This window comes from Imperialibacter sp. EC-SDR9, assembly GCF_902498805.1.
In the GTDB taxonomy this organism is placed as follows: domain Bacteria; phylum Bacteroidota; class Bacteroidia; order Cytophagales; family Cyclobacteriaceae; genus Imperialibacter.
The window spans coordinates 155,015-179,612 of sequence record NZ_LR701573.1 but is presented as its reverse complement, the minus strand read 5'-3'; the positions used below and the strand labels follow the sequence as shown (position 1 = coordinate 179,612).

Sequence of the window (24,598 nt, the reverse complement as noted above, 5' to 3'; positions counted from 1 at the left end):
GCATTATATAAAAACAGTATTCACCGGCCCATTTGGAGGAATCACGCCTGTGCGACACTTTCGGCCCGAAGGCACTTTATAGCAAGAATCAGGTTTTCAAGCTCTAGGCAAGCGCTCAATTTTGATGAAAAATTGAATCTTACTTATGAAAACCTATTCGACGCTTTTTTTCATGGCCTGCATTTTACTACTGCTTCAGCCTCAAAATACTAAAAGTCAAGACATTTTTTCGCCACCCGACGAGAAGCTCTCCGTTAAGGCAATGCTTGCCACCGACAAAATTGTCATCGATGGCATACTGAATGAAAGCGCCTGGACAACGGCAGATTCTCTCAGTGACTTCACCCAGATTGAGCCTTTTCAAGGCAAAGCAGCCGAGAACAAAACATCTGTTCGAGTCCTTTTCGATAGCGAGTTTCTCTATGTTGGCGTAAAATGCTTTGACCAGCTGGGTAAGGAGGCCATTCGGGTTCCCGACCTCAAGAGGGATTTCTATTGGAGAGCTCACGATACTTTTGCCATCTGCATTGACGGCTTCAACGACAACCGAAATAGTATGTCCTTCGTGACAAACCCCTATGGAGCTCAAAAAGACTACCTTTCCTTTGACGCTGTGCTTTTCGACAGTGATTGGAATGGTCTCTGGAAGGTACGGACGTCTATCACGGACACAGGTTGGTTTGCAGAATTTCAGATCCCCTGGAAGAGCATCCGATATACCAAAGGATCTGGAGATGTACAATCCTGGGGGCTCAATTTTTTAAGGCTGAGAAGGGCCAGCAACGAGATTTCGGCATGGTCCCCTTATCCACGTTCTTTCAGCTTCAACCGGATGGAATATTCAGGGCAACTAACCCAAATTCAGCCTCCGCCACCGTCCACGAATATTCAGGTTAATCCATATGCGCTGGTTTCAACTAATAAGCTTATCGATGCGGGCAAACCCAATCATGTTGATGCGAACTATAAAATTGGCGCTGACGTGAAGTGGGCCATGAATTCTAACACAATCGGAGATTTGACCATTAATACAGATTTTGCACAAGCAGACGCTGACGTGCAGGTAAATAATGTAAGCAGGTTTTCAGTACTGTTTCCGGAAAAAAGACAGTTTTTCCTGGAAAACGCCTCCCTTTTTGGGCCAGGACTGATAGCTGATGGGAACACCGGAGGTAAAATGCAGATTCTACCGTTTTTTAGCCGAAGAATTGGCCTGGGCCAACAGGGGCGGCCACTGCCCATCGACGGTGGTTTGAGGTTGGTGAGCAGGTCGCTAAAACAAAACTTTGGCTTGATGGCCGTCCGTCAGCGATCCTACGACACGCTACCATCGGCCAATTTTGCTGTTGGCCGATATTCACGAAACTTTGGGAGGCAAAGCCGCCTGGGAACAATCGCCACTATGAAATCTACTACCGGAAGCCACACCAACCTAACCGGTGGCCTTGACGGATTCCTCAGGTTTGGGAACTCAAACTCATTAAACTTCATGGCGTTGGAGTCAGTTAATGACAATGGAACAGGCAAAGGGTTTAGTGGGTATTCTCAATACTTCTATACCAGCAACAAAATCACGGCATGGTGGACTGAATCAATCGTAACCAGGAATTTCGCTTCAGAAATGGGCTTTCTGTCAAGAACCGATGTAATTAGTACAAACCCAGGCACCGTCGCCAACCTAAGAGGCAAACACCTACCCTTTCAAAAATTCATTCGTTCATTCCAACCTGCCATCAATGCGGCGTGGTATCATCAGGCATCGTCAAAAACGCTTATTGAAAGAGAAATAAAGCTCACTCCTTTCTGGCTTGAAATGCAGGATGGAGGCTTCTATGGTTTTACCTGGAGCAGTCAGCACCAAAACCTGGTTTCCAGTTTTTTTCCATTAGGGATATCCATAGACCCTGACCAATATGATTACCTCAGATATTCATTCACAGCCGGTAGTGACCCCTCGAGAAAAATTTCTTATAGTCTACAGTATGAGTTTGGCGACTATTATAACGGAAAACTTAAAACTTCTGATCTGGCTGTCTCAATCATACCTATTCCTCACATATCACTTAAGGCAAGCATCAACCGAAATCAGTTTGAATCGGTCGGCACAAATTCAGACACAAAGGAAGTATTTCTTTATACTTTGCAAGGGAGGTTCGCCGTAAACCCGAGGATTCAGCTTGTAGGACTTTACCAAAAGAACTCACAAAACACGCTTGATTCGTTTAACATCAGATTTGCCTGGGAATATAGCCCACTATCTTATGTCTATCTTGTTTTAAACAGTAGGGAAACGCTTGGGGACGACTTTGTGAGGCAGACTGAGCAGCAAGGTATTTTCAAGATAAGCTACCTTAAGCAGTTCTAATCGTCCGAGGCTTGCGTTAAAGAGTTGGGCGCTCGGTCCTTTTTTCTAGAATTTTTTAAATGCTTACTAGTCAGGGTTGACGAAATTGGTTAATGATCAAAATAATGGCAACAAAATTAAGACAGCCATTCTATTGAAAGATGTATTTTGGTCACGAATGGAGGCGGAAAAACATATTGACAATTGGCTCAATGTTTTAGCAAAGGAGCAGCAGCAAGCAAGGTATCTCGGCTTGCCGCTTGGCTGTGTTCCGTCGGTTCGAAGCTATCCAATACTCAAGATTAGCCGAAACGACCCCAATGTCTTTTTTCCGGCTTTGATCGCAAGTAAACTACAAGAATGGAAGCACCTGATGAGCTCCTCCCAAACCGAACGGGCTGATAAGATTGTCGCCGGTATCGTCGACACCTTTCCGCTCTACAAAAGCCGCCGAGGCCGGATGCACTACAACTTCTGGCCAACCAATCCCGACATCCCTTTTCCAAATGGGAAAGTGCTGCATCGGTTCGATTTTTTTCGCTTACCCGACGATATTGATGACACAGCCCTGGTTTATTCGGCACTGTCATCAGACAAGCCAACCGTACTCAGCCTACAGCAGGACATTGACGAGCATTTTCTCCGACATTATCCTAAGCAGCCCCGGATGTACGCTGCCTGGCTGGGCGACAAAATGCCATGGGTGGTGGATGCGTGTGCCATGATTAACCTGTTGAGCCTGTTTCAGCATCATAAGCTCTTACCGACAGCGTTCACGGGAACTTCAGAAGCCTATTTAAAAGACATCATTCTGACCAAAAGTTATATAAAAACACCCTATGAGGTGGCACCCTACTACCCAGATAGCGCCGTCATTGCCTACCACCTCGCCAAATGGCTTAGTGGGGATCGAGAGAAATTGGAGCACCTGATCGCAGTTTTCGTGTCTGATATTGAAGCGCTTTTAGCGACGGAATGGAACGACTTTAAGGCTATGCTCTATGCCATCAGCTTGCTAAAACTTGGTGTAAGACCTTTGCGAGAAATCGAGTTATACCGGTTGGAGGGAGACAGCTATCCATGGTTCTATGGCTCAATGCTTTCGGCGGTAAAGCCGAGTTGGCTCCAAAAAATGGGCCGTTTCAGGCTTTTTCACATTGCCCATTCCTGCCCGCCATGGAATCACACACTTTGGGTAGAATACACGTTGCTGAAAAAAATGATAGAAAAGCGAAACATTATATCGTAATATTACGATTAATAGACATGTCGGTCAGTCCGGCTTATTTTTTATCACTAACCATCGTAATAATACGATTAATCATGAGAACACATGAACTACTGTCATTGCTTAGGTCAGCAAAAGGAAACAACCTTGAGTTTGAGTATGCCCCTGGCCAATTCGTTCCAGCCACTTTTCACATCACGGAGGTAAAGAACCAAAAGATCACGTCGGTAGATTGTGGAGGAAGAAAACTGGCGTTCAACCAAACGGTTGTGCAGCTTTACGTAAATGATCTGGAGGCTATAAGAAAACCCTGGACCACCGACAAGGCACTTTCCATATTAGATTTGGTCGACACAAAAGATCCGATGGACAAAGAGGCCGAAGTGTTTTTCGAATGGGGACACGGTGATCTCAGAACGTCGGTTTACAGCGTGGAACAAATAGAAAATGATGAGGACACCCTGCGCATCAAGTTATTTGCTCAGCCTACGGTTTGCAAACCAAGCCTGGAACTTGCCTTATCAGCAGCGTCGTGCTGTAATTGATTTTTGCTTAGCTTGGCTGACATGTGCTGCCAGCGCCAACTGAGAACTGTGCGTGGCACTAAAAATTTCTTCAAATGAAACCTGAGATAGCTGAAATGGTGCCCGCCGACTGGCCAGAGGTAGAACGCATCTACCTGGAGGGCATTGAAACGGGGCTGGCGACGTTTGAAACTCAAAGTCCCGGCTGGGAAAACTGGGATGCCGGGCATATTCAGGAATGTCGGCTGGTTGCCAAAGTAAATGGGCAGATCGTTGGCTGGGCGGCGCTAAGTCCGGTCTCGATGCGGCAGGTTTACAAAGGCGTGGCTGAGGTGAGTATCTACGTCAAAAATGACTTCAAGGGAAAAGGGCTGGGGAAAGTGCTCTTTCAGGAATTGATCGTTGCGGCGGAGTCGGAGGGCCTCTGGACTTTGCAGTCTTCCGTTTTCAGAGAGAATGTGGCTACCATCGCCCTGCACAAATGCATGGGCTTTCGGGAAATTGGCTACCGTGAAAAGGTTGGACAGCTTCATGGGATATGGAGAGACACTGTGCTATTAGAAAGAAGGAGTAAGACGGTGGTATAATGCAGGCTTAAAGGAGGAGCCACTAGCTAGCGCTATGGGCACCACTGCTAATACCCATACTTCTCTTTCCACAGAGTCCGCAGCTGCTTTCTCATTTCTTCCTCACGGACGTTCTTCCCGGGGTCATATAGTTTCGTGCCTTTGATTTCTTCGGGTAAAAACTCCATCTCGGCAAAGTTGCCCTTGTGGCTATGAGCATATTGGTAGTCCTTGCCATAATTGAGGTCTTTCATCAGCTTGGTAGGCGCATTGCGAATGGCCAGAGGAACAGAAAGGTCTCCCGTTTGATTCACAAGGGAAATGGCGCTGTTGATGGCCTCGTAGCTGGTGTTGCTTTTTGGCGAACAGGCCAGGTAAGTAGCACATTGAGAAAGGATAATACGTGATTCTGGATAGCCAATCATAGTCACTGCCTGAAAAGCGGATGTGGCGAGCAGAAGTGCATTCGGGTTCGCATTGCCAATGTCTTCCGAAGCGAGAATCAGCAGGCGGCGGGCAATGAACTTGACGTCCTCACCCCCTTCAATCATGCGAGCAAGGTAATATACAGCTGCATTGGGGTCGCTGCCCCTGATGGATTTGATGAAGGCGGAAATAATATCATAGTGCTGCTCGCCGGACTTGTCGTAGATACTGATCCGCTGCTGTGCAGTGCTGGTCACCATCTCGTCGGTGATTTCCAGCGGGTCGTCCGGATACTGGTCGGTGACCAGCTCAAACAAATTCAGAAGTTTCCTGGCATCACCGCCTGATAGCCGAAACAAAGCCGCCTTCTCCTTCAGCTTGATCTTCCTGTCCTTCAATTTTTCGTCCGCCTTCATGGCATTGGCCAGCAAATTCTCCAGGTCTTCTATTTCAAGAGCCTTCAACGTATACACCTGGCAGCGGCTGAGCAATGCCGAGTTGACTTCAAAGCTTGGGTTTTCAGTAGTGGCGCCAATGAGGGTAATTTTACCTTTCTCTACAGCACCCAACAGTGCATCCTGCTGTGATTTGTTGAAGCGGTGTATTTCATCAATGAACAGCACAGTTCGGATGCCCGGTCTTGCTTTTTGAATGACTTCCCTCACGTCTTTCACACCGGCATTCACCGCACTTAGCGTTTCAAACGGCACCTTCAGTGTATTGGCAATAATATTGGCCATGGTGGTTTTGCCCACACCGGGAGGACCCCACAAGATCATCGAGGGGATTTGCCCGGAAAGAATCACCTTCCTCAAAATACCCTTCTCCCCCACCAGGTGCTCCTGCCCGATCAGCTGATCGAGAGTGGTTGGGCGCATGCGTTCGGCGAGGGGGAAAGTGTTTTGGAACATGTTGGTGTTTTGGCGTTTTACCGGGGAAACAAAGTAAGCAAATTTGATCTAAACAGTCGTGTAGCACAGGCATGAAACAGGTAAAAAAAAAGCCTCTGCGTCCAAGCGGAATAGTTTCTCGCAAAGGCGCAGAGGCGCAAAGAAAATCTGAAACTTAGTTTAGTTCAACAACATCGCCGACTTCACCAGATTGATAAATTCTATGCGGTAACCGTTTTTGTCCTGGCCTTTGGCTTCGTTTGCCAGCGACACCACCTGGTCGTAGGTAATGTCACCTTTGAACTCAGAGTTTCTCAGCATCATGCCAAAACCAGCAACAGCAGCTGACCATCTGTAATTCTCCGAGGTTTTGGCTGTTGGCTTGTCCATGATCGTGTTGACCAAAAGCTTGCTGGTGTCGCCATCTGGCTGCTTGTAACGAAGCTTCACTGTCATCAGCTCGTTAGTTTTGGCAGCCTCAGGTATGACAGTGTTCTGCTGATACTTCAAAGGATCGACGGGCAGGAAGCTGCTATTGACTCCTACTGGAATGATTTCGTAGAGAGCGGTTACCGTATGGCCCGAGCCAAGCTCGCCAGCGTCTTTCTTGTCATCATTAAAATCCTCTTTGTTCAGCAACCTGTTTTCATAGCCAATTAACCTATAAGCTTGCACTTTCGCTGGATTGAACTCCACCTGTATTTTCACATCTTTAGCAATGGTGAACAGCGTACCGCCAAATTCGTTTACCAATACTTTCTTCGCTTCTAGAATATTATCGATATAGGCATAGTTGCCATTTCCCTTGTCGGCCAGAATCTCCATTTTGGAATCTTTGTAGTTGCCCATTCCGAAGCCAAGAACCGTTAGGAAGATGCCATCATTTCTTTTCTGCTCAATCAATCTTTCCATGCTGGCATCGCTCGACTCCCCTACATTGAAGTCGCCGTCCGTAGCGAGAATCACACGGTTGTTCCCACCTTCGACAAGATTTTCAAGAGCCGTTTTGTACGCCAAATGTATTCCAGCGCCTCCTGCGGTGGAGCCGCCAGCCTGTAGTTTATCAAAAGCTTCCATAATGGTTTGCTTATCGCTTCCACTTGTGGGAGGCAACACAAGTCCAGCCGCACCGGCATACACCACAATAGCAACCTTATCGACCGGACGTAATTGTTCCGTCAAAAGTTTGAAGGACGACTTCAACAAGGGCAACTTGTTGGGGTCGCTCATAGAACCTGACACATCGATCAGAAACACCAGGTTGCTTGGAGGTAGATTGTCGGTTGGTATAACTTTGCCTTGCAGGCCGATGTGCACGAGGTAATGTTTGGAGTTCCAGGGAGCATAAGACAATTCGGTGTTGATGGAAAAAGGGTCGTTTCCTTCTGGTTGTGGATAGTCGTAGTCGAAGTAGTTAACCATTTCCTCAATGCGGACGGCGTCTACCGGGGGCTTTTGGCCCTGGCTCAGGAACCGACGCATGTTGGAGTAAGAAGCTGCGTCAACATCGATCGAGAAGGTAGAAAGCGGCTCGTTCAGCGGCTGATGGAAAACGTTCTCGTGGATGGTAGCATAGCCTTCGGTGTTGTGAACCACAGGTGCAGGCTCCATATGATAGGCTGTACTGTAAGCCGCTCCCATCGCCATTGACTTCTTCATGCTTCTTTCCATGGGTTGACTAACCGCCATATCAAAGACAATCTCTTCTTCGTCAGCCACTTCCTTTAGTTCCGGTTTCGGCGCAATGGTCGGCTTCCAACTGGGATCAGCTTTCATCTTCACCTCCAGCAACTTTCTTCCGACCACGGCTACCTCCTTATTAAAAAATCCTGGTCTGGCAAAAATGAGCACATCGTTCTCAGTAGGCACAAAAATTTCAAATTCACCTTTCTGATTAGTGACTGTGGTCTTGCCAGTTGTTTTGACTGCAACATTTACATCAGTCAGCGGCTTGCCATCTTTTTCATTCAGCACCGTTCCATTAACCTTTATAGACGCCGGGCTGTAGGCAGTAAATGAAGATAGCACCAGGGCTATCAGTACGAGGGGTTTTGCTACATTTTTCATTGTCATCATTGTTTGATTTTGATAACAGGATGTAAGACCAATTCAAATTCCATAAATTGGGCACAACTATTTTCTATTTTTCCGTTCTGTTAACAATTGACTGACCGTTTACAAAAGCAACATCTGTTTGGAATTACTTGATAGATTTTCTGATGAGGCCCTGTGGCAGGGGTTCGTGACTGAAAAAGACAGGCAGGTGCTGGCAGTACTGTATGACCGCTATCTCACCCTTGTTTATGGGGTTTGCCTCAAATACATGGGCGACAAAGAGGAGGCCAAAGATGCTGCCATGGAGGTTTTTGAGAAGCTCTACGAAACCAGCCCCTCCCAGAAAATAGAAAAATTCAGAAGCTGGCTTTTTGTCGTAGCTAAAAATCATTGCCTGATGAAGCTTCGTTCGAAAAAGGGAATTCAGGAAAAAAGTGCACACTTATTTATGGAATCGACCGAAGTTGTGCATCCATTAGACGAAGAAGAAACTGATCTCACACCGCAACTACAGCAATGCCTTGAGCAACTGAAGATGGAACAGAAAGGATGTGTGGAGATGTTCTATTTCAACAAAAAGACCTATGAAGAGATCGCATTGAAGAAAAGCATAGATGTGAAACAAGTGAAAAGCCATATTCAAAACGGAAAAAGGAACTTGAAGCTCTGTATTGAGAGTAAAAGATGAGCAAGCCCAAAAACGATATTGATCCGTCAAAAAGCCAGGAAGAAAAAGACCTTCTGCGCTATCTCAATGAAGAGATGAGCAGCAAGGAGAAGTACGCTTTTGAAAGAAAGGCAGAAAACGACCCTTTCCTCTATGAGGCGATGGAAGGACTCCAGGATGTGGACGTGAAACTTCTGGCCAAAGACCTGGCTGACATGAAAAAGAAGCTGGCCCGGTCTGAAAATGCTTCTTTTTACAGCTTCTCTAACGTTTGGAAAATAGCAGCCGTGGTTACGCTGCTGTTGGTGGCAGGCTTCTCCGCCTGGAGACTGACAATGTCTCCTAGATTGGAGGAAAATGCATCCGCCGAGACGTTAGCTGCGGATTCATCACTGGCGATCAATGACCCTGCGCCAATTGAAATGGATGAAACCGAAGAACAGGCCGATTCGGCAAAGGCAACAACCGACAATACCTCCTATCAACAAAATCTGGTAGCTGAAAGTCAGCCAGTTGAAACACCAAAACCAATAGCTGACGAGGAGAAAGCAAGCCCCCAGGTTACTGGCGCTCCGGTGGCCGTGGCCGATGAGGCTGAGCTAAGTGATGAAATAGCGGTTGCTGAAGAAACACCTGACCTTACACTAGCAGACGATATAGAATTTGCTCAGGCAGAAGAAAGCAGTCAGGGTGCTGGCTTGGCATTGCAGGAGACGGAAAAAAAAGATATTGCTACTGAGACGGTGCCGCAAGAAGTGGCTGCCCCCAAACTATCTGAGCTCAATGCCATTACAGCGACTGATGTGAGTAGTGGTGCAGCAAAGGCAAAAAAGGAAGCCGATCAAGCCAGTCAGCCGGTTGCCAGATCCGCAAGAATTGCCACCACCACGCAACTGGCGACACCTGTGGCAGGACTTGAGTCTTTTAGAAGGTATGTGACCGACAACCAGCAAAAAACAGCTGACATGGTCGCTGGGGAAGTGCAGCTTACATTTTCTCTTACTTCCCAGGGAGCTCCTCAAAACATCACGGTTAGCAAATCTCTTTGCGAGTCTTGCGATCAGGAAGCCATCTGGTTATTGCAAACCAGCGGCCCCTGGAAATACAACGATGGGATAACAGGCACTCCGTTGAGTACCATAACCATTCAAATCAGCAACTAGGCTGAATTGGCATGAGGGCGTTATAGTGCCTACCTTCGTGCCTTAATATCCAGACATGAAAGCAAACCCCTGGTGGGTTCATCCTGCACTTTTAATCACTGGCTTACTCTACGGCGCCAACTACAGCGTTGCCAAATCGGTGATGCCGGAGCCGGTATCTCCGTTTGCGTTCATTCTAGTGCGGGTGCTTGTAGCAACAGTACTCTTCTGGCTTATTCAGCCATTATTTACAAACGAAAAAATAGACAGCCGCAAAGATTTTATCCGGCTGGCTGTCTGCGGCTTTTTTGGTGCAGCTATTAACATGCTTATGTTCTTCAAAGGCCTCAGCATGACTTCTCCCGTCAACGGCGCTTTGATCATGACACTTACTCCAGTGGCAGTAGTCACAATGTCATACTTTCTACTGAAAGAGCGGATCACCAGACGCAAAGCACTCGGGCTTTCTTTTGGTTTGGCCGGAGCGGTTTCTCTTGTAGGCCTTCATGAATTCTCCTTCAGCAACAGCTTTCTTTTGGGAGACCTTCTGGTGATCGGCAACGCCATTTCCTATGCTATTTACCTTGTTTTGGTCAAGCGACTGATGGCCCACTACCACCCTTTGACGGTGGTCAAATGGACATTTCTTTTTGGATTGTTTTTAGTTACTCCGTTTTCAATTCACGAGGCTGTTAACATTCCTTTTGGGGACTTGTCCAGCGCCCAGTGGATTAGCATCGCCTATGTGCTCATTGGAACGACCGTTATTGCCTACATTGCTAATGTGTCAGCTTTGAAATACGTGAACTCATCAATAGTGGGCTATTACATATTTCTTCAACCTCTTTTTGCCACGCTTATTGAAGTGGTATCGGGGCGGGAGCTCCCCACCATTGGCAAACTAATTTCCGCAGCTCTTATTTTTCTTGGGGTATACATGGTGAGCGTTAAAAGGGGCAATTAAAACGCACTTTTCAGCTTCCCCACAGCCTGGCCGAAATAGTCAATCATGTCATCCTTGATGTCCAAGTGGGTCACCAACCTTACCTCATGCTTTCCGAAAGGCACTGCTAAAATGCCCGTTTCTTTCAGTTTGGCTACCATGTCAGTTGCCAGCACCTTTTTGTCGAGTTCGAAAATAACAATATTGGTATCCACAGGTAGTAGTCCGGTCACATAGGGAAGCGTCGTGACCAGCTCTCCAAGCGCTTTGGCTTTCTGGTGATCAATCTTCAGTCTTTCTACATGGTTGTCGAGCGCAAAGATGCAGGCGGCTGCCAAAAATCCCGCCTGACGCATACCGCCACCAAAAACCTTGCGCACCCGCTTTGCCTTTTTGATGTGCTCATGGCTACCCACCAAAGCAGAGCCAACAGGAGCACCAAGTCCTTTAGAAAAGCAGCAGGACACGGTATCGAACAGCTCGCCAACGTCCTTTGGGCGATCGCCCGTTTCTACTAATGCATTGAAAATACGAGCACCGTCCAGATGCATTTTCAAGCCTTTCGAGCGGGCGGCGTCACTCACAGCTTTGGTCTGGGCCAGCGTGTAATAAGCACCGCCCCCTTTGTTCATCGTGTTTTCCAGCGACACAAGTCGGGTGAGGGGTAAATGGATATCATCCGGATTATTGATGTTTTCGAGAACGTGCTCTGGTGAAAGCCTGCCCCTGTCTCCGTCGACCAGCCTGGCAGAAATGTGAGAATTACTGGCAATGCCGCCACCCTCATAAAGGTAAATATGAGAACGTTTGTCGCAGATGACCTCGTCCTGTGCCTGGGTGTGGATGCGAAGGGCAATCTGGTTGGTCATGGTCCCAGAAGGACAGTAAATAGCAGCCTCTTTCCCAAACATGCTGGCTATTTTTGCTTCCAGCTTCTTAATGGTTGGATCTTCGTCGAAAACGTCGTCGCCCACTTCAGCGGTCATCATGGCTTCGAGCATGCCTGGTGTCGGCTTTGTTACTGTATCACTTCTGAAATCTACTGTCATCATGCGGGCAAGATATTAAAAAGTGTCAATAGGTGGCACGTGAAGACACGACGCCACGGCGAAATATTAATATGTGTGTTCAGGGGGGTCTGGCTGGTGAAGACACCAAGCCGCAACGGAGACTGGTGAAAACGCTGACCGAAAGTTGTATCACGAAAAAACGAATGGCAAAGGCCGGTAGGTTCTCTCCACCAACTTGCTTATAAAAAAACAAAAGGTCCAAGCGGGACGCATTGAACCAGTTTTGTTTTTTTATTCACTACGAACTGTCTTGAGCTAAAGCTATGAAGGACAGCAACTATCGCATAACAGCTACTTCAAATATTTATCAAAGTACACCTTGGCCGCCTCAAAGGTGCGGAACCAGCTATCATACCGCAGGAAGCCGTGCACTTCGTCGGGGAATATGAGCAGATCGACATTCACTCCTTTTTCTCTGAGGGTCTCGGCCAGGTCAGTGGTTTGCTGGAAAAGCACATTCCGGTCGTCGTCACCGTGCACCAGCAGCACAGGCGCCGTCCACTTGGAGAGGTCAGAAACCGGAGACGACTCGTAAGCCTTGCCCATCAAGTCGTCGCTGATGCCCCACCAGCCGCCAAGGCTAAATTGCTTTGCCCGAAAAGCCCAGTCGTGCACGCCATGAAGATCAACACCGGCTTTGAAAAGCTCCGGGTTTCTTGCAAGGCCCATGGCAGTGAGGTAGCCGCCGTAGGAGCCTCCCCACAGGCCTATTTTGGCTGGGTCTACTTCCGCCCTGCCTTGCAGGTATTTGCCTCCGGCTACAATGTCCTGGTATTCCGAAGCTCCTCTTGGACCCTGGTTTTCAGCTCTGCGAAAGTTTTTTCCATACCCGATACCATCACGATAATTCACCGACATCACCACATAGCCCTGACTGGCCAGGTACTGGTTGAAGGCATAAGCGTTGGAATAATAACTTGAATAGTGGAAGGTCAGCAGCATTTGTCTGATGGGGCCGCCGTGCATGAAAATAATGGCGGGATGCTTCTCACCCTTTTTGTGCGTAGCAGGCATAAATAGTTGTGCGTGAATTTCAACGCCATCGGGCGATTTGTAAATGACCTGCTCTGGCTTGACCAGCGACTTAGCGGGAAAGGCCAATGGAGCAGTCGAGGAAATTTGTTTCACGGTCGTCGCTCCAGACGCCAGAAAACCGACAGTCTTGTCAAAGTTATAACCCATGTATTGCATCGCCAGGCCCCTGCCGGAAGCCAATGGCACCGGCGTCATTTCGCTTCCTTCTCCCTTTGTCAGTGCTTTTGGGACTCCACCTTTTACTGCCACACTATACAAGTGCCTTCTGTCGATATCCCCACAGTTGGAAGAAAAATAAAGTGTGCCGCCGTCTGGAGAAATGGCGCTGTCTTCTGCCTCGCAGGCACCGGGTGTCAAATCGACAAGGCCCGACCCATCCGGATTCATGCTGTAAATGTGCATCCAGCCGTCATGCTCAGAATAAAAGAGCAATCTGTTTGCTTTCGTCCATTGAAGTGGAGCCGCCGGGTACGATTGCGCAAAGCCCCCGTCGTCCGAAGGGGATTTCCATACTTCTTTAGCTGCTCCCGTGGCAGCATCCGCCACCATGATTGAAAATGACTCTCCACCGGTTAGGTTAGTCAGCTCATATCGTTTCAAGCCGCTGAACCTGACAAAAGCCACCTGTTTGCCGTCAGGCGACCAAACGGGAATCATATCTCTGCCTACCGATGGAGCCATCCAGCGGATTTCCCCTTTTTCTGGATTGAAAATCCCCAAGAAACTATGATCTCCTCTTGAACTGGTAAAAAGCACTTCTTTGCCGTCAGGTGACCATGCCTGCCCACCATTGCTGCCACGGGCCCGAAATAACAGCCTTTCACTATCAGATTCAGGAATGCCGTATTCATTGATCTTTATTTGGAAAATGCCTGCCGGACTGGAAAAAAGAATGGTGTTTTCAGTGGGATGGACGGTTGGTGAGTAACCGTTTGCCACCCTGATCGCATCACCCCCTTCTGTAGAAATAAGCCAGATGATTTGCTCGGCGCCTTCTGGGTTGCTATCGGGGTTGGCTATTTCGCCATTTCCGTTGGGTGCACTGCCCCGCACGTAAAGCAGCCACTGGTCATTCATAAAAAAGGTGAGCGAGGATATTTCCTGCCCATCGTCCTTACCATAGCTGGTAAGCTGAACCGAAGGCCCTTCAGGCCCTTTTGCAAAGTAGATATTTCTTACCCCCCTTTTGTTTTCAACCCACGCCATCGCATCGGTCGCCCTGCCAGCTACCAGCTCAGTGGCAAAGGGGTAAGACATCACCTCCTCAAGGCTGAACTGTGCAAGTGCGGGCAGGGAAAGGATGGGAAGCAGGATAACCAGCAAAAGCTGGCGGAAACGATTGATCATTTTGTGGTTGGTTAGTCGAAGGTAATTTACCCAAATGAATCGTTCCCGCCAACTGGTTTAAGTGAACCGGCTGTTATTCACTTTCCACGATCAGAAACTCCACCCTTCGGTTGAGCTGCCGACCATCAGCGGTGTTATTATCAGCAGTTGGTTTGGTGAGCCCATAGCCTTTGAATGCCAGTCGCCCGCCGTCGATACCCTGCTTGATTAGATAATCATAAACGGCCTTTGCCCTATTGGCGCTCAACTTCATGTTGTAGTCAGCGCTGCCCGTGTTGTCGGTGTGCCCCGATATCTCGATACGCAGTCCCGATTGGTCGGTCAGCAGCTTGACAAACCGGTTGAGCTCAGGAGTAGCCTCCTTCTTGAATGTGAACTTATTTACGTCAAAAAAGATGTTGTTAAGGCGCACCACCTGCCCCTTTTCAATTGGCACCAAATAAAGATCCTTATTGATTTCCCGATACTCCTTCAGGTTGACAAGATCCAGGTTTTCGCTCACCGAAATAAACCCATCGGATTGACCCAAAAAGCCATAATTTTCACCCGAAGGTAAAATAATACTGTAGCTTCCATCTACTGCGTCGCTATTGGCAACGCCTGCCTGTTTACCGGAACTCAGCACTTCATAGTTGATGCTGGCTCCCAGTGGCTCGTTTGTTTTGGCATTGAGTACCCGGCCCCGCACTACTACTACTGGTTTTGGCCTCAGTGATTCAGGAAGTCTCACCCGATATAAATCGCTCTTTCCATAGGAATCTTTGCCGTAAGAGGAGAAGTATGCGTAGTCGCCCGATGCGGTAAAAGAATAGTATGCGTCAAATTGGGGAGAGTTAATGTGAGGTCCCAGGTTTTGCGGCTCTGTCCAGTTGAGCCAGGTGTCGTCGAGGCGTCGGGTGACGAACATGTCGGAGCCGCCGTAGCCGGGCCACCCTGACGTAGAATAGTAAAGAGAAACACCGTCGGCAGCCATATAGGGGAAAATCTCAGATGCCGCTGTGTTTACCGTTGGCCCGATATTCATGGGTGCCGTCCAGGTACCATTTTCCCTTTTAAAACTGACATGGATGTCTTTGGAGCCAATGGAGTTGTCTCGCTGCAAAGTCATCAAAAGGGTTTGTCCGTCGGCCACGAGAAAATACTCTCCGAACTTATTGTGGTTGTAGAAGCTGTCGATGTCGACTTTTACAGGAAAGCCCCACTTATCACCTTCCTTGTGTGTGATCGAAACACCTACGCCCATCGTTCCGTCGGCATTGTAGGTGTTGAGCAGCAAGGCAGTTTGGTTATCGGGCAAAATAGACTCCAGACCGCTGTTGCTGGCATTGTTGAGCGGCCGGCCAATGTTCACAGCAGTGTCAATGCTACCATCTTCGTTGATATTCGCAAACCAAATGTCCTGGGTAGCCGGATCATCGAGGTTCTCGGGGTGGCCTTCCCTTGTGAAGTACAATACCTTGCCATCCGGCGAAATAATGGGATTAAGGTCATCTGTAGGCGCATTCACACTTGCAGAAAGGTGTTCTATCTGCAACACCTTGTCCGCATCGGGAGACAGGTTAATCCCCACTGGAACCGGTGCCTCCGAGTCACTAATGGCTATTGCGTCAAGCTCGTTAAAGCCGGGCACCGAAGATGTGCGCAATTCGACCTTTACCGCAGCCACCTTGTAGGTCGTTTTAGGGAACACATGGGAAAGCAGCCTACCAGCCTCGCTCAGCGGTGCGGTTGAGTCGTTTTGGTAAATAACCGATTCGTTGTCTGCCTCATCGTAGAGGAGTATCCTGCTCACGGCCCCTGGATTGAAGATTTCGACTACGACTACCTGGCTGATTTGCATAGGCTTGTCGAAGCCAACTTTGATCCACTCGCCTTCAGGACTATTTTCCTTGCTGGGCGTCCAGCCGCATGGTGTCGCTCCAAATACCGGATACCTGCTTGGCTTACCCAGAATCTCTTTGGCGAGATATTGTCCTTTGTAATTGTTGTTGATATACTCGCTGGAAAAACCACCAACTGAAGAGGCCCACTGCACCTGCTGGGCTTTTAATGTAAACATGCCTGCACACAACAGAGTAGCTGTGGCGGTCCACTTTCTAAAACTTGTAGCAATCATAAATGTACCTGTGTTTTGTTAACAAAACAGCGGCTAAACAGGTACGCATCCTGGGCCAAACAAGGCCCTCTTTAAGGCCGAAAATTATAGATTAATTTTGGATACTTCTCAATAGTCATTCAATTTCTTGCAATTCCTCAGGCCACTGAAGTATCCACTCAGAATGCCGGAATGGCTCCCATCCTACGCTTCCCAGGTCAACTTCCGGGTCAATCAGGGGGTAGGAAGGATGTCCATTAAGGCTTACCACACAGTCAACAAATACGGCAACCTCTTCCCATCCTTTACTTTCGTATTCCTTTTTGAGATGATGAGCAAACTGCCAGATGATGTCCGGATGGCTGCTGGCCATCCTGCCTTTAAGTGAACCCAGGTAATGAGACGGACGAACTTTTTCTACTTCTCCAGTTTTCTTGTTGGTGACTCTGTAAACAGCACTGCCGCTCTTCGTCCGAAGCATCATATGCCACGATAATTTATGACCTTCTTCTGTCCAATGGACGTTGCCCTCAAACAAATGATGCCTCAATGGCAGCAACAGCTGAATCAGGAAATAGCCCAAAAAGAGGAAATAGCCTGGGTGGTTTAGCAAGTCCGTTTTTGCATGCAAAGCAATTCCCCATTTCCACCTTCCCAGTAGTTTTTTTCTGAGGTCAGCTCCATCGAAAAAGAAGAACAATGTGCCTAGCATGAGGTAGGGAAAGATACCGATTTGAAAAACAAATGAATTAAAGAGGTGAAAAGCTATCGACAAGGTGACGCCTACCCAGCGAGTCCTCTTGATTAATAACAACCAAATAATAGCTCCGTCAAAAACGATGCCCCCATAGGCAAGTACATAGTGAACCCACTTATACTGCAACACACCGCCCACCAGCCAATAGTGAGACTTGCCCTTCATCCAAATTTCCATCGGCCTTGTTTCCAGCCAGTCGGGGTAAATTTTGGCGATACTGGCAAACGTATAAACGATCAGCAACTGAAGCACAAAAAAGGAGACACACCACCTGGGACAAGACGTTGATCGCCTGTCAGGGTGGTAATGGGCATCAAGAGACAAATCATCGGCTGCGGGCATGAGCGCCATAGCGTAGGCCATCAGCATAAAAAGGTAGTGATGATTGTTATAGTGGGCCTTGTGGGAGAAGTAAATGTATGTCCAGGTCAGGGCAAATGCCCAGGCTGAAAACCTGTACCGCCAACCAAGCATGATCATGATGCCAATCACACAAACAAAAGTAAAAACCAGGTACATCCCAATGCCTGGCAGCGGCTGCATCCAGCCTAGTCCCTGATAGGTGAAAACAACAACTGCTTCAGTATAAATTTCGGAGATTTGGCCGAGCAAGAAAAAGCTTGCCCCCTCCATAAACACGAGAAAGCCAAAAACCACCCGGAACAACACAAGGGGTGTATTGTCAACTGGTTGCGATAAGTACTGTCGATTATGCGTCAGAGAGGAAAACACATCAAAAAAGTTTGTGTAAAGAAATGAATCTCTGGCATAAAAAAAAGGGCCCTAAAGACCCTCTTTTTCAAACCAACCTAAACCTATCTACTAAAAACAACTATGCGTTGTTATTTCTTATTCATTTAAAAGCGTTTACGTTTCAATTGACCATTGTGTTGCCCCCGGCAGTGAAATTTTGATCTATTTCTTTCGCCAATTTCTTGGATGTCGCCAATTTCTCAAGCTGCAGCTTTGCTTCAACCCTCATAGCGTCATCTTTTTGGCCAACGGCCGCTCCCGTCAGTGCCCTTTCCCCTGCCACAAATCCTGACCCATTCAAAGACGACAGGAGCGAGACGACTGCCACAATTACTCCCAGTAGGAGAATCTTTGTTGTATTTGCGTTCTTCGATTTCATAGTCTCTTTGTTCAATGATCATGAAAATAAGTCAACACTTGTGCCAAAAATTTCAACCTACTAATAATCAACTAGTTAAATATTTTCTTCAACAAAAAAGTGTACACATATGAACAATAACCTGCCGATAGATGAACGAAACTGACCTGGCTTCAGCATCTGAAGCGCTACTAATTCGTACAAATGGGCTGATGTTATATTTTCAATCCTCATTTTCCTAATTTTGAAGCTTTATACAACCCAAGCAATGAGTCAGTCACTTGAAGAAATTCGCAGCCTGGTAGAAAAAGAAGTTCAGGCCATTCATAATATCCCGGTAGATGAGTCGATACTGAACGCCATCGATGCGCTGTACGATCAGATACATATTAATAAAGGCAAGATCGTCATTAGCGGCATTGGCAAAGCCGGTCAGATAGGGCAGAACATCGCCACTACTTTTTGCTCAACGGGCTCCCCTGCTGTGTTCCTTCATCCATCGGAAGCGCAACATGGCGACCTGGGAGTTTTGCAGCCGAACGACATCCTGCTCGTGATTTCCAACTCGGGCAAAACTGAAGAAATTCTCAAGCTGCTGGAGCTGGCAGACAACCTGTATCCAAAAATCAAGACTATTTGCATCACCGGCCATCCGGAAAACGAGCTGGGAAGAACAGCCAATATTTGCCTGAGCACCGGGCAACCGAAAGAAATTTGCCCCCTTGACCTGACGCCAACCACTAGCACCACTGTGATGTCGGTTTTGGGCGACTTGCTGGTGGTAATGTTAATGAAAAAGATCAACTTTGATAAGGCTGGCTACGCCAAAAGGCACCATAGCGGCTACCTCGGACAAAAAAGCAGAATGCGATGAGTAAATTATTCCTGATAGCCGGCCCTTGTGTGGTCGAGAACGACAAAACACCTTTTGAAATAGGCAGAAAAGTAAAAGGTATCTGCGACGAGCTGGGTATCGATTACATTTTCAAAGCCAGCTTCAAAAAAGCCAACCGCACCAAGCTCAACAGCTTCACCGGCATTGAAAAAGAAGAGGCCATGGCTATTATTCAGGCTGTGGGAAAAGAACTTGGCGTGCCTACCATTACCGACGTGCATGAGAGCTATGAACCTGCCATTGCCGCCAAGTACGTGGACTACCTGCAAATCCCCGCCTTCCTATGTCGGCAAACCGATTTGCTGCTGGCTGCCGGTGAAACAGGCAAAGGCGTGAATATAAAGAAGGGGCAGTTCATGTCACCCGAGGCCATGAAGTTCTCATTAGAGAAAGTACTGTCCACTGGCAACAAAAATGTGTGGCTTTGTGAGCGTGGATTCTCGTTTGGCTACGAAGGGCTCGTGGTGGATGCCACGGCTATTGCCAGACTGAAGAAGCATGGCGTGCCCGTGGTGATGGATTGCACGCACTCGGTGCAGCAGCCTAACAAAGCAGACGGAGTAACTGGAGGCAATCCCGAAATGATTGAAACGATGGCCCTGTCAGCTATTGCCACCGGAGCTGACGGTCTTTTTATAGAAACCCATCCCGACCCCGCAAATGCGTTGAGCGACGGCCAAACGATGCTGCCGATTGAAAAGCTTGAGGGGATATTGAGGAAGGTAATGAAGGTGAGGAAAGCACTGGAGGGGTAAAGCACCAAATGGCAAATCGGAAAATCAAATAAGCTCCAAGGTCAAATATTAAAAAGAGAACTAAGAGAACTAGGTTAGATCAAGACTCTCAACCATTGCCTTGAGCTCATTTGGCTTGAGGTCACTTTTCTCACTCTTGTCATAGATCGTCAGCAAATAGACACCTCCAGCCTCAGTGTAGAAGTAGGTAATTACTCTAGCCCCACCCCTCTTTCCTTTGCCTTTGCTACCAATCCCGAGCCTAATCTTAAAACAATTATTTCCTATGGGAGTACCCGAATCGGGAGTTTGCAGAATCTCAGTTATTAGCTGACTAAACTCCTGCTTAAGGGACGGAAATTTTTTTACGAGACGTTTTAACTCCTTTTCAAATCGATGGGTGGGTATGATGCTATAGCTCATCCAACAGTTCTTGAGCTGTTTTGAGCTGAATTTTTCCTTGCTTATGTAAACGCACCTCCTCTGCAGCCTCCTTCAGGTTCTCCCAAAGCTCAGCTGAAGCCAGGGACATAGGCTTTGCATTCTTCACGAACGACAGGCTTTTCAGTACCTTCATCCCAAAAACGGCCTCTTTGTCAGCAATATCAACCAAAACTTTCATAGATTTCAATTTTTTTCTTCTTCTTTCAGCGTCTAAGTGAACACGGATAAATTTAAGAAAATTCAGATAGTATTTAAGCTGGCGCAAAATAATGGCTCCGCAAGCCGGCTGTGGCAGCAGCGAAAATCAGCATCAAGATTCCCTTTTAGCGGGCTCCTATCCCTTGAATTTGATCAACTTGTGTATGTTTTCACTTTTGTTTTTTGATCTTAGGCCTTTGAATACATAACCTTGATTTTTAATGCCTCCTAAATATAACATCAAGCTCCTCATTCTCGACGTTGACGGCACACTTACCGACGGCGGTATTTACATTATGGAAGACGGCAGTCAGTTCAAAAAATTTAACTCCCGTGACGGTATGGGCATACGGCTGCTACAGAAAGCGGGCATTGAGGTAGGCATTATCAGCAATGGGAAGACCACCTCTATGGTAAAAGCACGTGCCGACATGCTGGGAATGACCAGGGTTTATGTAGGCGAAGCAAAGAAAATGGATGTGCTGGAAGCCTGGATGAAGGAAATGGACATAGGCCTTGACCAGGTGGGCATGGTGGGCGACGACATCAACGATTTGCCTGTCATGGAAAAAGCAGGACTCTCGGCCTGCCCGGCTGATGCAGTGAAGGCAGTGAAGGAAAAAGCTGATATCGTGCTTCAGCTCAAAGGGGGCGAAGGATGCGTGCGTGAATTAATCGACAACTACTTGCTGGCCGATTGAAAATGGGGTTAAACCGGCCTATTTAGGTTTGGCAAAGCGATTATTAATCCTATTTTTGTGCAAAAATCTTACGACAGAATGAGCGTTCTAGTAAATAAAAATTCCAAAGTCATCGTGCAAGGCTTCACAGGCACTGAGGGTAGTTTTCATGCCCAGCAGATGATTGAATATGGAACCAACGTAGTAGGAGGTGTTACTCCGGGTAAAGGAGGTCAGAAGCATCTTGACAAACCCATTTTCAATAGTGTAGAAGAGGCTGTGCAAACGACGGGAGCTGATGTTTCTATCATTTTTGTGCCACCAGCTTTTGCCGCTGACGCTATCATGGAAGCAGCTGACGCTGGCATCAAGGTAATTGTGGCAATCACAGAAGGCATTCCTGTAAAGGACATGATGACTGCCAAAAATTATATCAAGAATAAAAAAGTAACACTGATTGGCCCTAACTGCCCTGGCGTCATCACTCCTGGCGAAGCGAAAGTAGGCATCATGCCTGGTTTCGTGTTCAAAAAAGGAAGAGTGGGCGTAGTGTCTAAGTCAGGCACATTGACTTACGAAGCAGCCGACCAGATCGTGAAGGCGGGTCTTGGTATTTCTACGGCAATTGGCATTGGTGGTGACCCCATCATTGGCACTCCTACCAAAGAGGCAGTTGAGTTGCTGATGAACGACCCCGAAACTGACGCCATCGTGATGATTGGTGAAATTGGTGGTAACTATGAGGCACTTGCTTCTGAATATATCAAGAGCACTGGCAACAAAAAGCCTGTAGTTGGCTTTATCGCTGGCCAAACAGCCCCTCCGGGCCGTAGGATGGGTCACGCTGGTGCTATTATTGGTGGCGCTGATGATACAGCAGCTGCCAAAATGAAGATCATGGAAGCCTGCGGCATTCACGTGGTGCAGTCTCCTGCGGATATAGGAGAGACACTGGCCAAAGTGCTTAAGAAATAAGTAATACATTATAACAAGCAAACCTAAACCAAAGAACAGAGCCGCCCTGCTACGCAAGGCGGCTTCTGTTTTTCTAACTGCTCTGCTTTAGAACTTCAGCGTATAGACAATGTTGGGCAACATGGCCAGCTGATAGGATTTCACAATGTTGCCAGTGCCAGCCACATAGTATTCATTCACCAATGCCTGGTTGTTGGTGACATTGGTAACGTCAATTTTAAATTCGCTGGTCGTCTTCTTTCTGTTCTTTCTGGTGCCAATGGCCAGGTTGACAAAAAACACATCGTCTCCCTTCACTGAAAACGGATTGGCATCATCCCTCACCTCTGTGCCGAGCTCCCTGGAGGCTTCAAGGTCGATGGGGCTATACCTTTGCCCGCCAATAAGCGCCGCTTTGGCGTTGACAAAGAGTACTCTGTTCTTGTCGATACTCCCCACTTTAAATTCTTTTCCCCCTATCACATTCACGATGTAATTTCCATCAAAAGCGGACGCCCTCTCAACGCCATCTTGCGCTGTGTAAAGTGACTTGTACAGCGATACAGTTGACATGTAATAGAAGCCACGGTTCAGGTATTGCTCCAGCGTAAGCTCTAGGCCATAGTTTCTCCCGGCTCCTTCATTTACCAACGATTCATTAACAAAAGCTCCAGAGCTGTTGATCATGGAGAAGCTGCTTGAAGGATCGTTCTCCACCGGCACATCATATAGCTGCTGATAGTAGGCTTCGAGCTTCAGATGAGTGCTTTGATTAAGCACCTGATTGAAACCCACCACATAGTGCGCCGCTTTGGTTGTTCTCAGGTTCTTGTTGGGCTGCAAAAGCGAGCCATCCTCCTGCGTCTGTTTGGCCAGGTAAGCAGAAATCGGCTCCAATCGGCTATGAAGGCCAAAGCCTGCAGTAAAAGCCTGCTTGTTGTTGAGGTCGTACTTCAAGCCGACTCTTGGCTCCACAGATTGCGTATCGTTCAAAGCAAACAGGAAGTAATGAACACCACTGGTCATCGTCCAGGCCTCACTGAAGCGTAATTTCCAACTACCAAATGCCTGAAAGGTGCCCGTATTCCCTTTGTCGTCCAGCCACGTATCCATGGTCTTGTTTTCATAATTGTAAAGATCAACTTTGGCATTGTAACCAAGCCTTGAGTAGATAATGCCAGTCTCAAACTTATTTTTTGCATTCAGCTTGTAGTTCAAAGTGCTGGCTACTCTGATGCTATTTTTGTTGAGGTCAATATCTTCCACATCCCTGAAGCCTGTGTCTTCATTCATGTCGTAATTAGATGTTTGGCCCGACAATGACAATGCAATGGAGTTCCTGACAAACACATTGTCGTTGACAAAGTAGGTGTAATTAACACCGGCTACTCCCAGCCGAGCGCTAAAGTCTCCTCTGGAAAGTATGATGTCCTCATCTTCCTCGTCGGTTTCGGTTTGGCTGATATTGCTAATACCTCCCAGGCCAAATAGTGTAACGTACTGCTTCTTCCCTATTGGCAAGGCGATATTGAAAGATCCGTCCTGGTACTTGGGCACCCCGTTGAAGTCAAGAATACCGGCATCTGACAGCAACTGCAGCGAGGAATAACGATAATTTGCTATGTAGGAACCATTATACCCTTGCTTGAAAGGCCCTTCAGCTGTAAAGTCCACTCCGAACACACCGAGAGAAGTAGTATACTCTCGTTGCTCGTTGTTTCCCTTTTTGAATTTGATGTCAAAGACTCCTGAAAGTGCATTGCCATACTCAGGCGAGAAGGCTCCGGTGAAAAAATCGGAGTTATCGAGCATATTGCTGTTCAAAGCATTCACCGGGCCGCCGGTGGCTCCTTCGTTGGCAAAGTGATTGGGATTGGGTATTTCCACGCCCTCCAGCTTCCACAAAATTCCTTTGGAAGAATTTCCTCTTACCACAATGTCGTTGTTGCCCTGCGCATCGCCGTTCACACCAGCAAAAGCCGATACCATCCTGGCAGGGTCATTAATGGCTCCAGCATAGCGCTGTGTTTCCTCCACCGAAAATGAACGGGCACTGACCAGCGCCATCTCATTCAGCACTTCCGATTTGTCCTTTTTGGCAGTAACAACCACTTCATCCAGCTTGTCAATCGACTCAACCAGGTCAATATTGAGAAGTACTTCTTTGGCGGAATTGACCTGGATATTCGGAATAACCCTGTCTTCATAGCCAATGTAAGTCACAAAAAGCGAAGCCCTGCCAACTGGCACATTTGTAATCCTGAAGTTGCCATCCAGGTCGGTCACAGCGCCAAGTATTGGATCGGTGCCAACTATCTGGACGGTGGCGCCAATCAAAGGGCTCTTAGCATCCTGGTCTAGAATCTGTCCTCTGACAGTTTGCGTCATTTGCTGAGAAAATGACAAAGAAGTAGCGAGCAGGAGGAGTGCTCCTGATAATAAAAAATTCTTCATGAGTGTTTTTGTGTGGTTTATTGGAAAAAGGAGGGGGAG

At 47.5% G+C, this 24,598-nt stretch carries 21 protein-coding genes; 11 read left to right on the top strand and 10 right to left on the bottom strand.

The window, feature by feature from the left end:
• Positions 1-145 precede the first annotated feature (145 nt).
• The 4 genes from GC130_RS00850 (at position 146) to GC130_RS00835 (ending at position 4,683) form a co-directional block, all read left to right on the top strand.
• Positions 146-2,365 (top strand): carbohydrate binding family 9 domain-containing protein, encoded by a 2,220-nt coding sequence (locus tag GC130_RS00850; RefSeq protein ID WP_151996347.1) that lies wholly within the window; start codon positions 146-148, stop codon positions 2,363-2,365.
• Positions 2,366-2,498: 133 nt separating this feature from the next.
• Entirely contained in the window at positions 2,499-3,593 is a 1,095-nt protein-coding gene (locus GC130_RS00845) for a hypothetical protein (RefSeq protein WP_151996346.1), read from the top strand.
• 74 nt (positions 3,594-3,667) lie between these two features.
• On the top strand, positions 3,668-4,117 hold the full coding sequence (locus tag GC130_RS00840; protein ID WP_151996345.1) for a DUF6428 family protein: 450 nt from the start codon (positions 3,668-3,670) through the stop codon (positions 4,115-4,117).
• Positions 4,118-4,191: 74 nt separating this feature from the next.
• Complete coding sequence (locus GC130_RS00835) at positions 4,192-4,683, top strand: GNAT family N-acetyltransferase (RefSeq protein ID WP_151996344.1); 492 nt, start codon at positions 4,192-4,194, stop codon at positions 4,681-4,683.
• 47 nt (positions 4,684-4,730) lie between these two features.
• On the opposite strand, the gene GC130_RS00830 is transcribed toward GC130_RS00835, so the two are convergent.
• Both GC130_RS00830 and GC130_RS00825 read right to left on the bottom strand, forming a co-directional pair.
• A complete protein-coding gene (locus GC130_RS00830; RefSeq protein ID WP_151996343.1) occupies positions 4,731-5,999 on the bottom strand; it encodes a replication-associated recombination protein A in 1,269 nt (422 codons plus the stop codon).
• Between the two features lie 159 nt (positions 6,000-6,158).
• Positions 6,159-8,045 carry a VWA domain-containing protein gene (locus GC130_RS00825; protein ID WP_151996342.1) on the bottom strand — a complete coding sequence of 629 codons (1,887 nt, stop codon included), beginning with the start codon at positions 8,043-8,045 and terminating at the stop codon, positions 6,159-6,161.
• Positions 8,046-8,172: 127 nt separating this feature from the next.
• On the opposite strand from GC130_RS00825, the gene GC130_RS00820 reads away from it, so the two are divergent.
• From GC130_RS00820 to GC130_RS00810, 3 genes are read left to right on the top strand one after another with little or no spacing between them, the layout of a single operon-like run.
• Complete coding sequence (locus GC130_RS00820) at positions 8,173-8,721, top strand: RNA polymerase sigma factor (RefSeq protein ID WP_193217720.1); 549 nt, start codon at positions 8,173-8,175, stop codon at positions 8,719-8,721.
• Positions 8,718-9,863: a hypothetical protein gene (locus GC130_RS00815; RefSeq protein ID WP_151996340.1), complete on the top strand. Its 1,146-nt coding sequence runs from the start codon at positions 8,718-8,720 to the stop codon at positions 9,861-9,863. Before GC130_RS00820 ends, GC130_RS00815 begins: the two co-directional genes overlap by 4 nt.
• A gap of 55 nt (positions 9,864-9,918) precedes the next feature.
• Complete coding sequence (locus GC130_RS00810) at positions 9,919-10,806, top strand: DMT family transporter (RefSeq protein ID WP_151996339.1); 888 nt, start codon at positions 9,919-9,921, stop codon at positions 10,804-10,806.
• Here the strand turns inward: GC130_RS00810 and GC130_RS00805 are convergent.
• The 5 genes from GC130_RS00805 to GC130_RS00785 form a co-directional block, all read right to left on the bottom strand.
• Positions 10,803-11,834 carry a low specificity L-threonine aldolase gene (locus GC130_RS00805; protein WP_151996476.1) on the bottom strand — a complete coding sequence of 344 codons (1,032 nt, stop codon included), beginning with the start codon at positions 11,832-11,834 and terminating at the stop codon, positions 10,803-10,805. The two genes, GC130_RS00810 and GC130_RS00805, sit on opposite strands and share 4 nt — an antisense overlap.
• A gap of 312 nt (positions 11,835-12,146) precedes the next feature.
• A complete protein-coding gene (locus GC130_RS00800; RefSeq protein ID WP_151996338.1) occupies positions 12,147-14,237 on the bottom strand; it encodes a prolyl oligopeptidase family serine peptidase in 2,091 nt (696 codons plus the stop codon).
• A gap of 73 nt (positions 14,238-14,310) precedes the next feature.
• Entirely contained in the window at positions 14,311-16,353 is a 2,043-nt protein-coding gene (locus GC130_RS00795) for an OmpA family protein (RefSeq protein ID WP_151996337.1), read from the bottom strand.
• Between the two features lie 115 nt (positions 16,354-16,468).
• Entirely contained in the window at positions 16,469-17,821 is a 1,353-nt protein-coding gene (locus GC130_RS00790; protein WP_151996336.1) for an HTTM domain-containing protein, read from the bottom strand.
• Positions 17,822-17,963: 142 nt separating this feature from the next.
• Positions 17,964-18,221, bottom strand: coding sequence for a hypothetical protein (locus tag GC130_RS00785; RefSeq protein WP_151996335.1), 258 nt, complete (start codon positions 18,219-18,221; stop codon positions 17,964-17,966).
• A 247-nt stretch (positions 18,222-18,468) separates the two neighbouring features.
• Between GC130_RS00785 and GC130_RS00780 the strand changes: the two genes are divergently transcribed.
• A complete protein-coding gene (locus tag GC130_RS00780) occupies positions 18,469-19,074 on the top strand; it encodes an SIS domain-containing protein (RefSeq protein WP_151996334.1) in 606 nt (201 codons plus the stop codon).
• Complete coding sequence (gene kdsA, locus GC130_RS00775) at positions 19,071-19,850, top strand: 3-deoxy-8-phosphooctulonate synthase (RefSeq protein ID WP_151996333.1); 780 nt, start codon at positions 19,071-19,073, stop codon at positions 19,848-19,850. Before GC130_RS00780 ends, kdsA begins: the two co-directional genes overlap by 4 nt.
• 69 nt (positions 19,851-19,919) lie before the next feature.
• Here the strand turns inward: kdsA and GC130_RS00770 are convergent, their stop codons facing one another.
• Positions 19,920-20,252, bottom strand: coding sequence for a hypothetical protein (locus GC130_RS00770; RefSeq protein WP_151996332.1), 333 nt, complete (start codon positions 20,250-20,252; stop codon positions 19,920-19,922).
• The gene (locus GC130_RS00765) at positions 20,242-20,451 is read right to left on the bottom strand and encodes a hypothetical protein (RefSeq protein WP_151996331.1); all 210 of its coding nucleotides are present in this window, start codon (positions 20,449-20,451) and stop codon (positions 20,242-20,244) included. The genes GC130_RS00770 and GC130_RS00765 overlap by 11 nt, the downstream gene beginning before the upstream one ends.
• Before the next feature lie 241 nt (positions 20,452-20,692).
• Here GC130_RS00765 and GC130_RS00760 point away from each other — a divergent pair, with 241 nt between their 5' ends.
• Together GC130_RS00760 and sucD are read left to right on the top strand one after the other, a co-directional pair.
• Positions 20,693-21,172 (top strand): HAD family hydrolase, encoded by a 480-nt coding sequence (locus tag GC130_RS00760; protein WP_151996330.1) that lies wholly within the window; start codon positions 20,693-20,695, stop codon positions 21,170-21,172.
• Between the two features lie 78 nt (positions 21,173-21,250).
• Positions 21,251-22,126, top strand: a complete 876-nt coding sequence (gene sucD / locus GC130_RS00755) for a succinate--CoA ligase subunit alpha (protein ID WP_151996329.1) — start codon at positions 21,251-21,253, stop codon at positions 22,124-22,126.
• Positions 22,127-22,213: 87 nt separating this feature from the next.
• Here the strand turns inward: sucD and GC130_RS00750 are convergent, their stop codons facing one another.
• A complete protein-coding gene (locus GC130_RS00750; RefSeq protein ID WP_151996328.1) occupies positions 22,214-24,559 on the bottom strand; it encodes a carboxypeptidase-like regulatory domain-containing protein in 2,346 nt (781 codons plus the stop codon).
• Positions 24,560-24,598 lie beyond the last annotated feature (39 nt).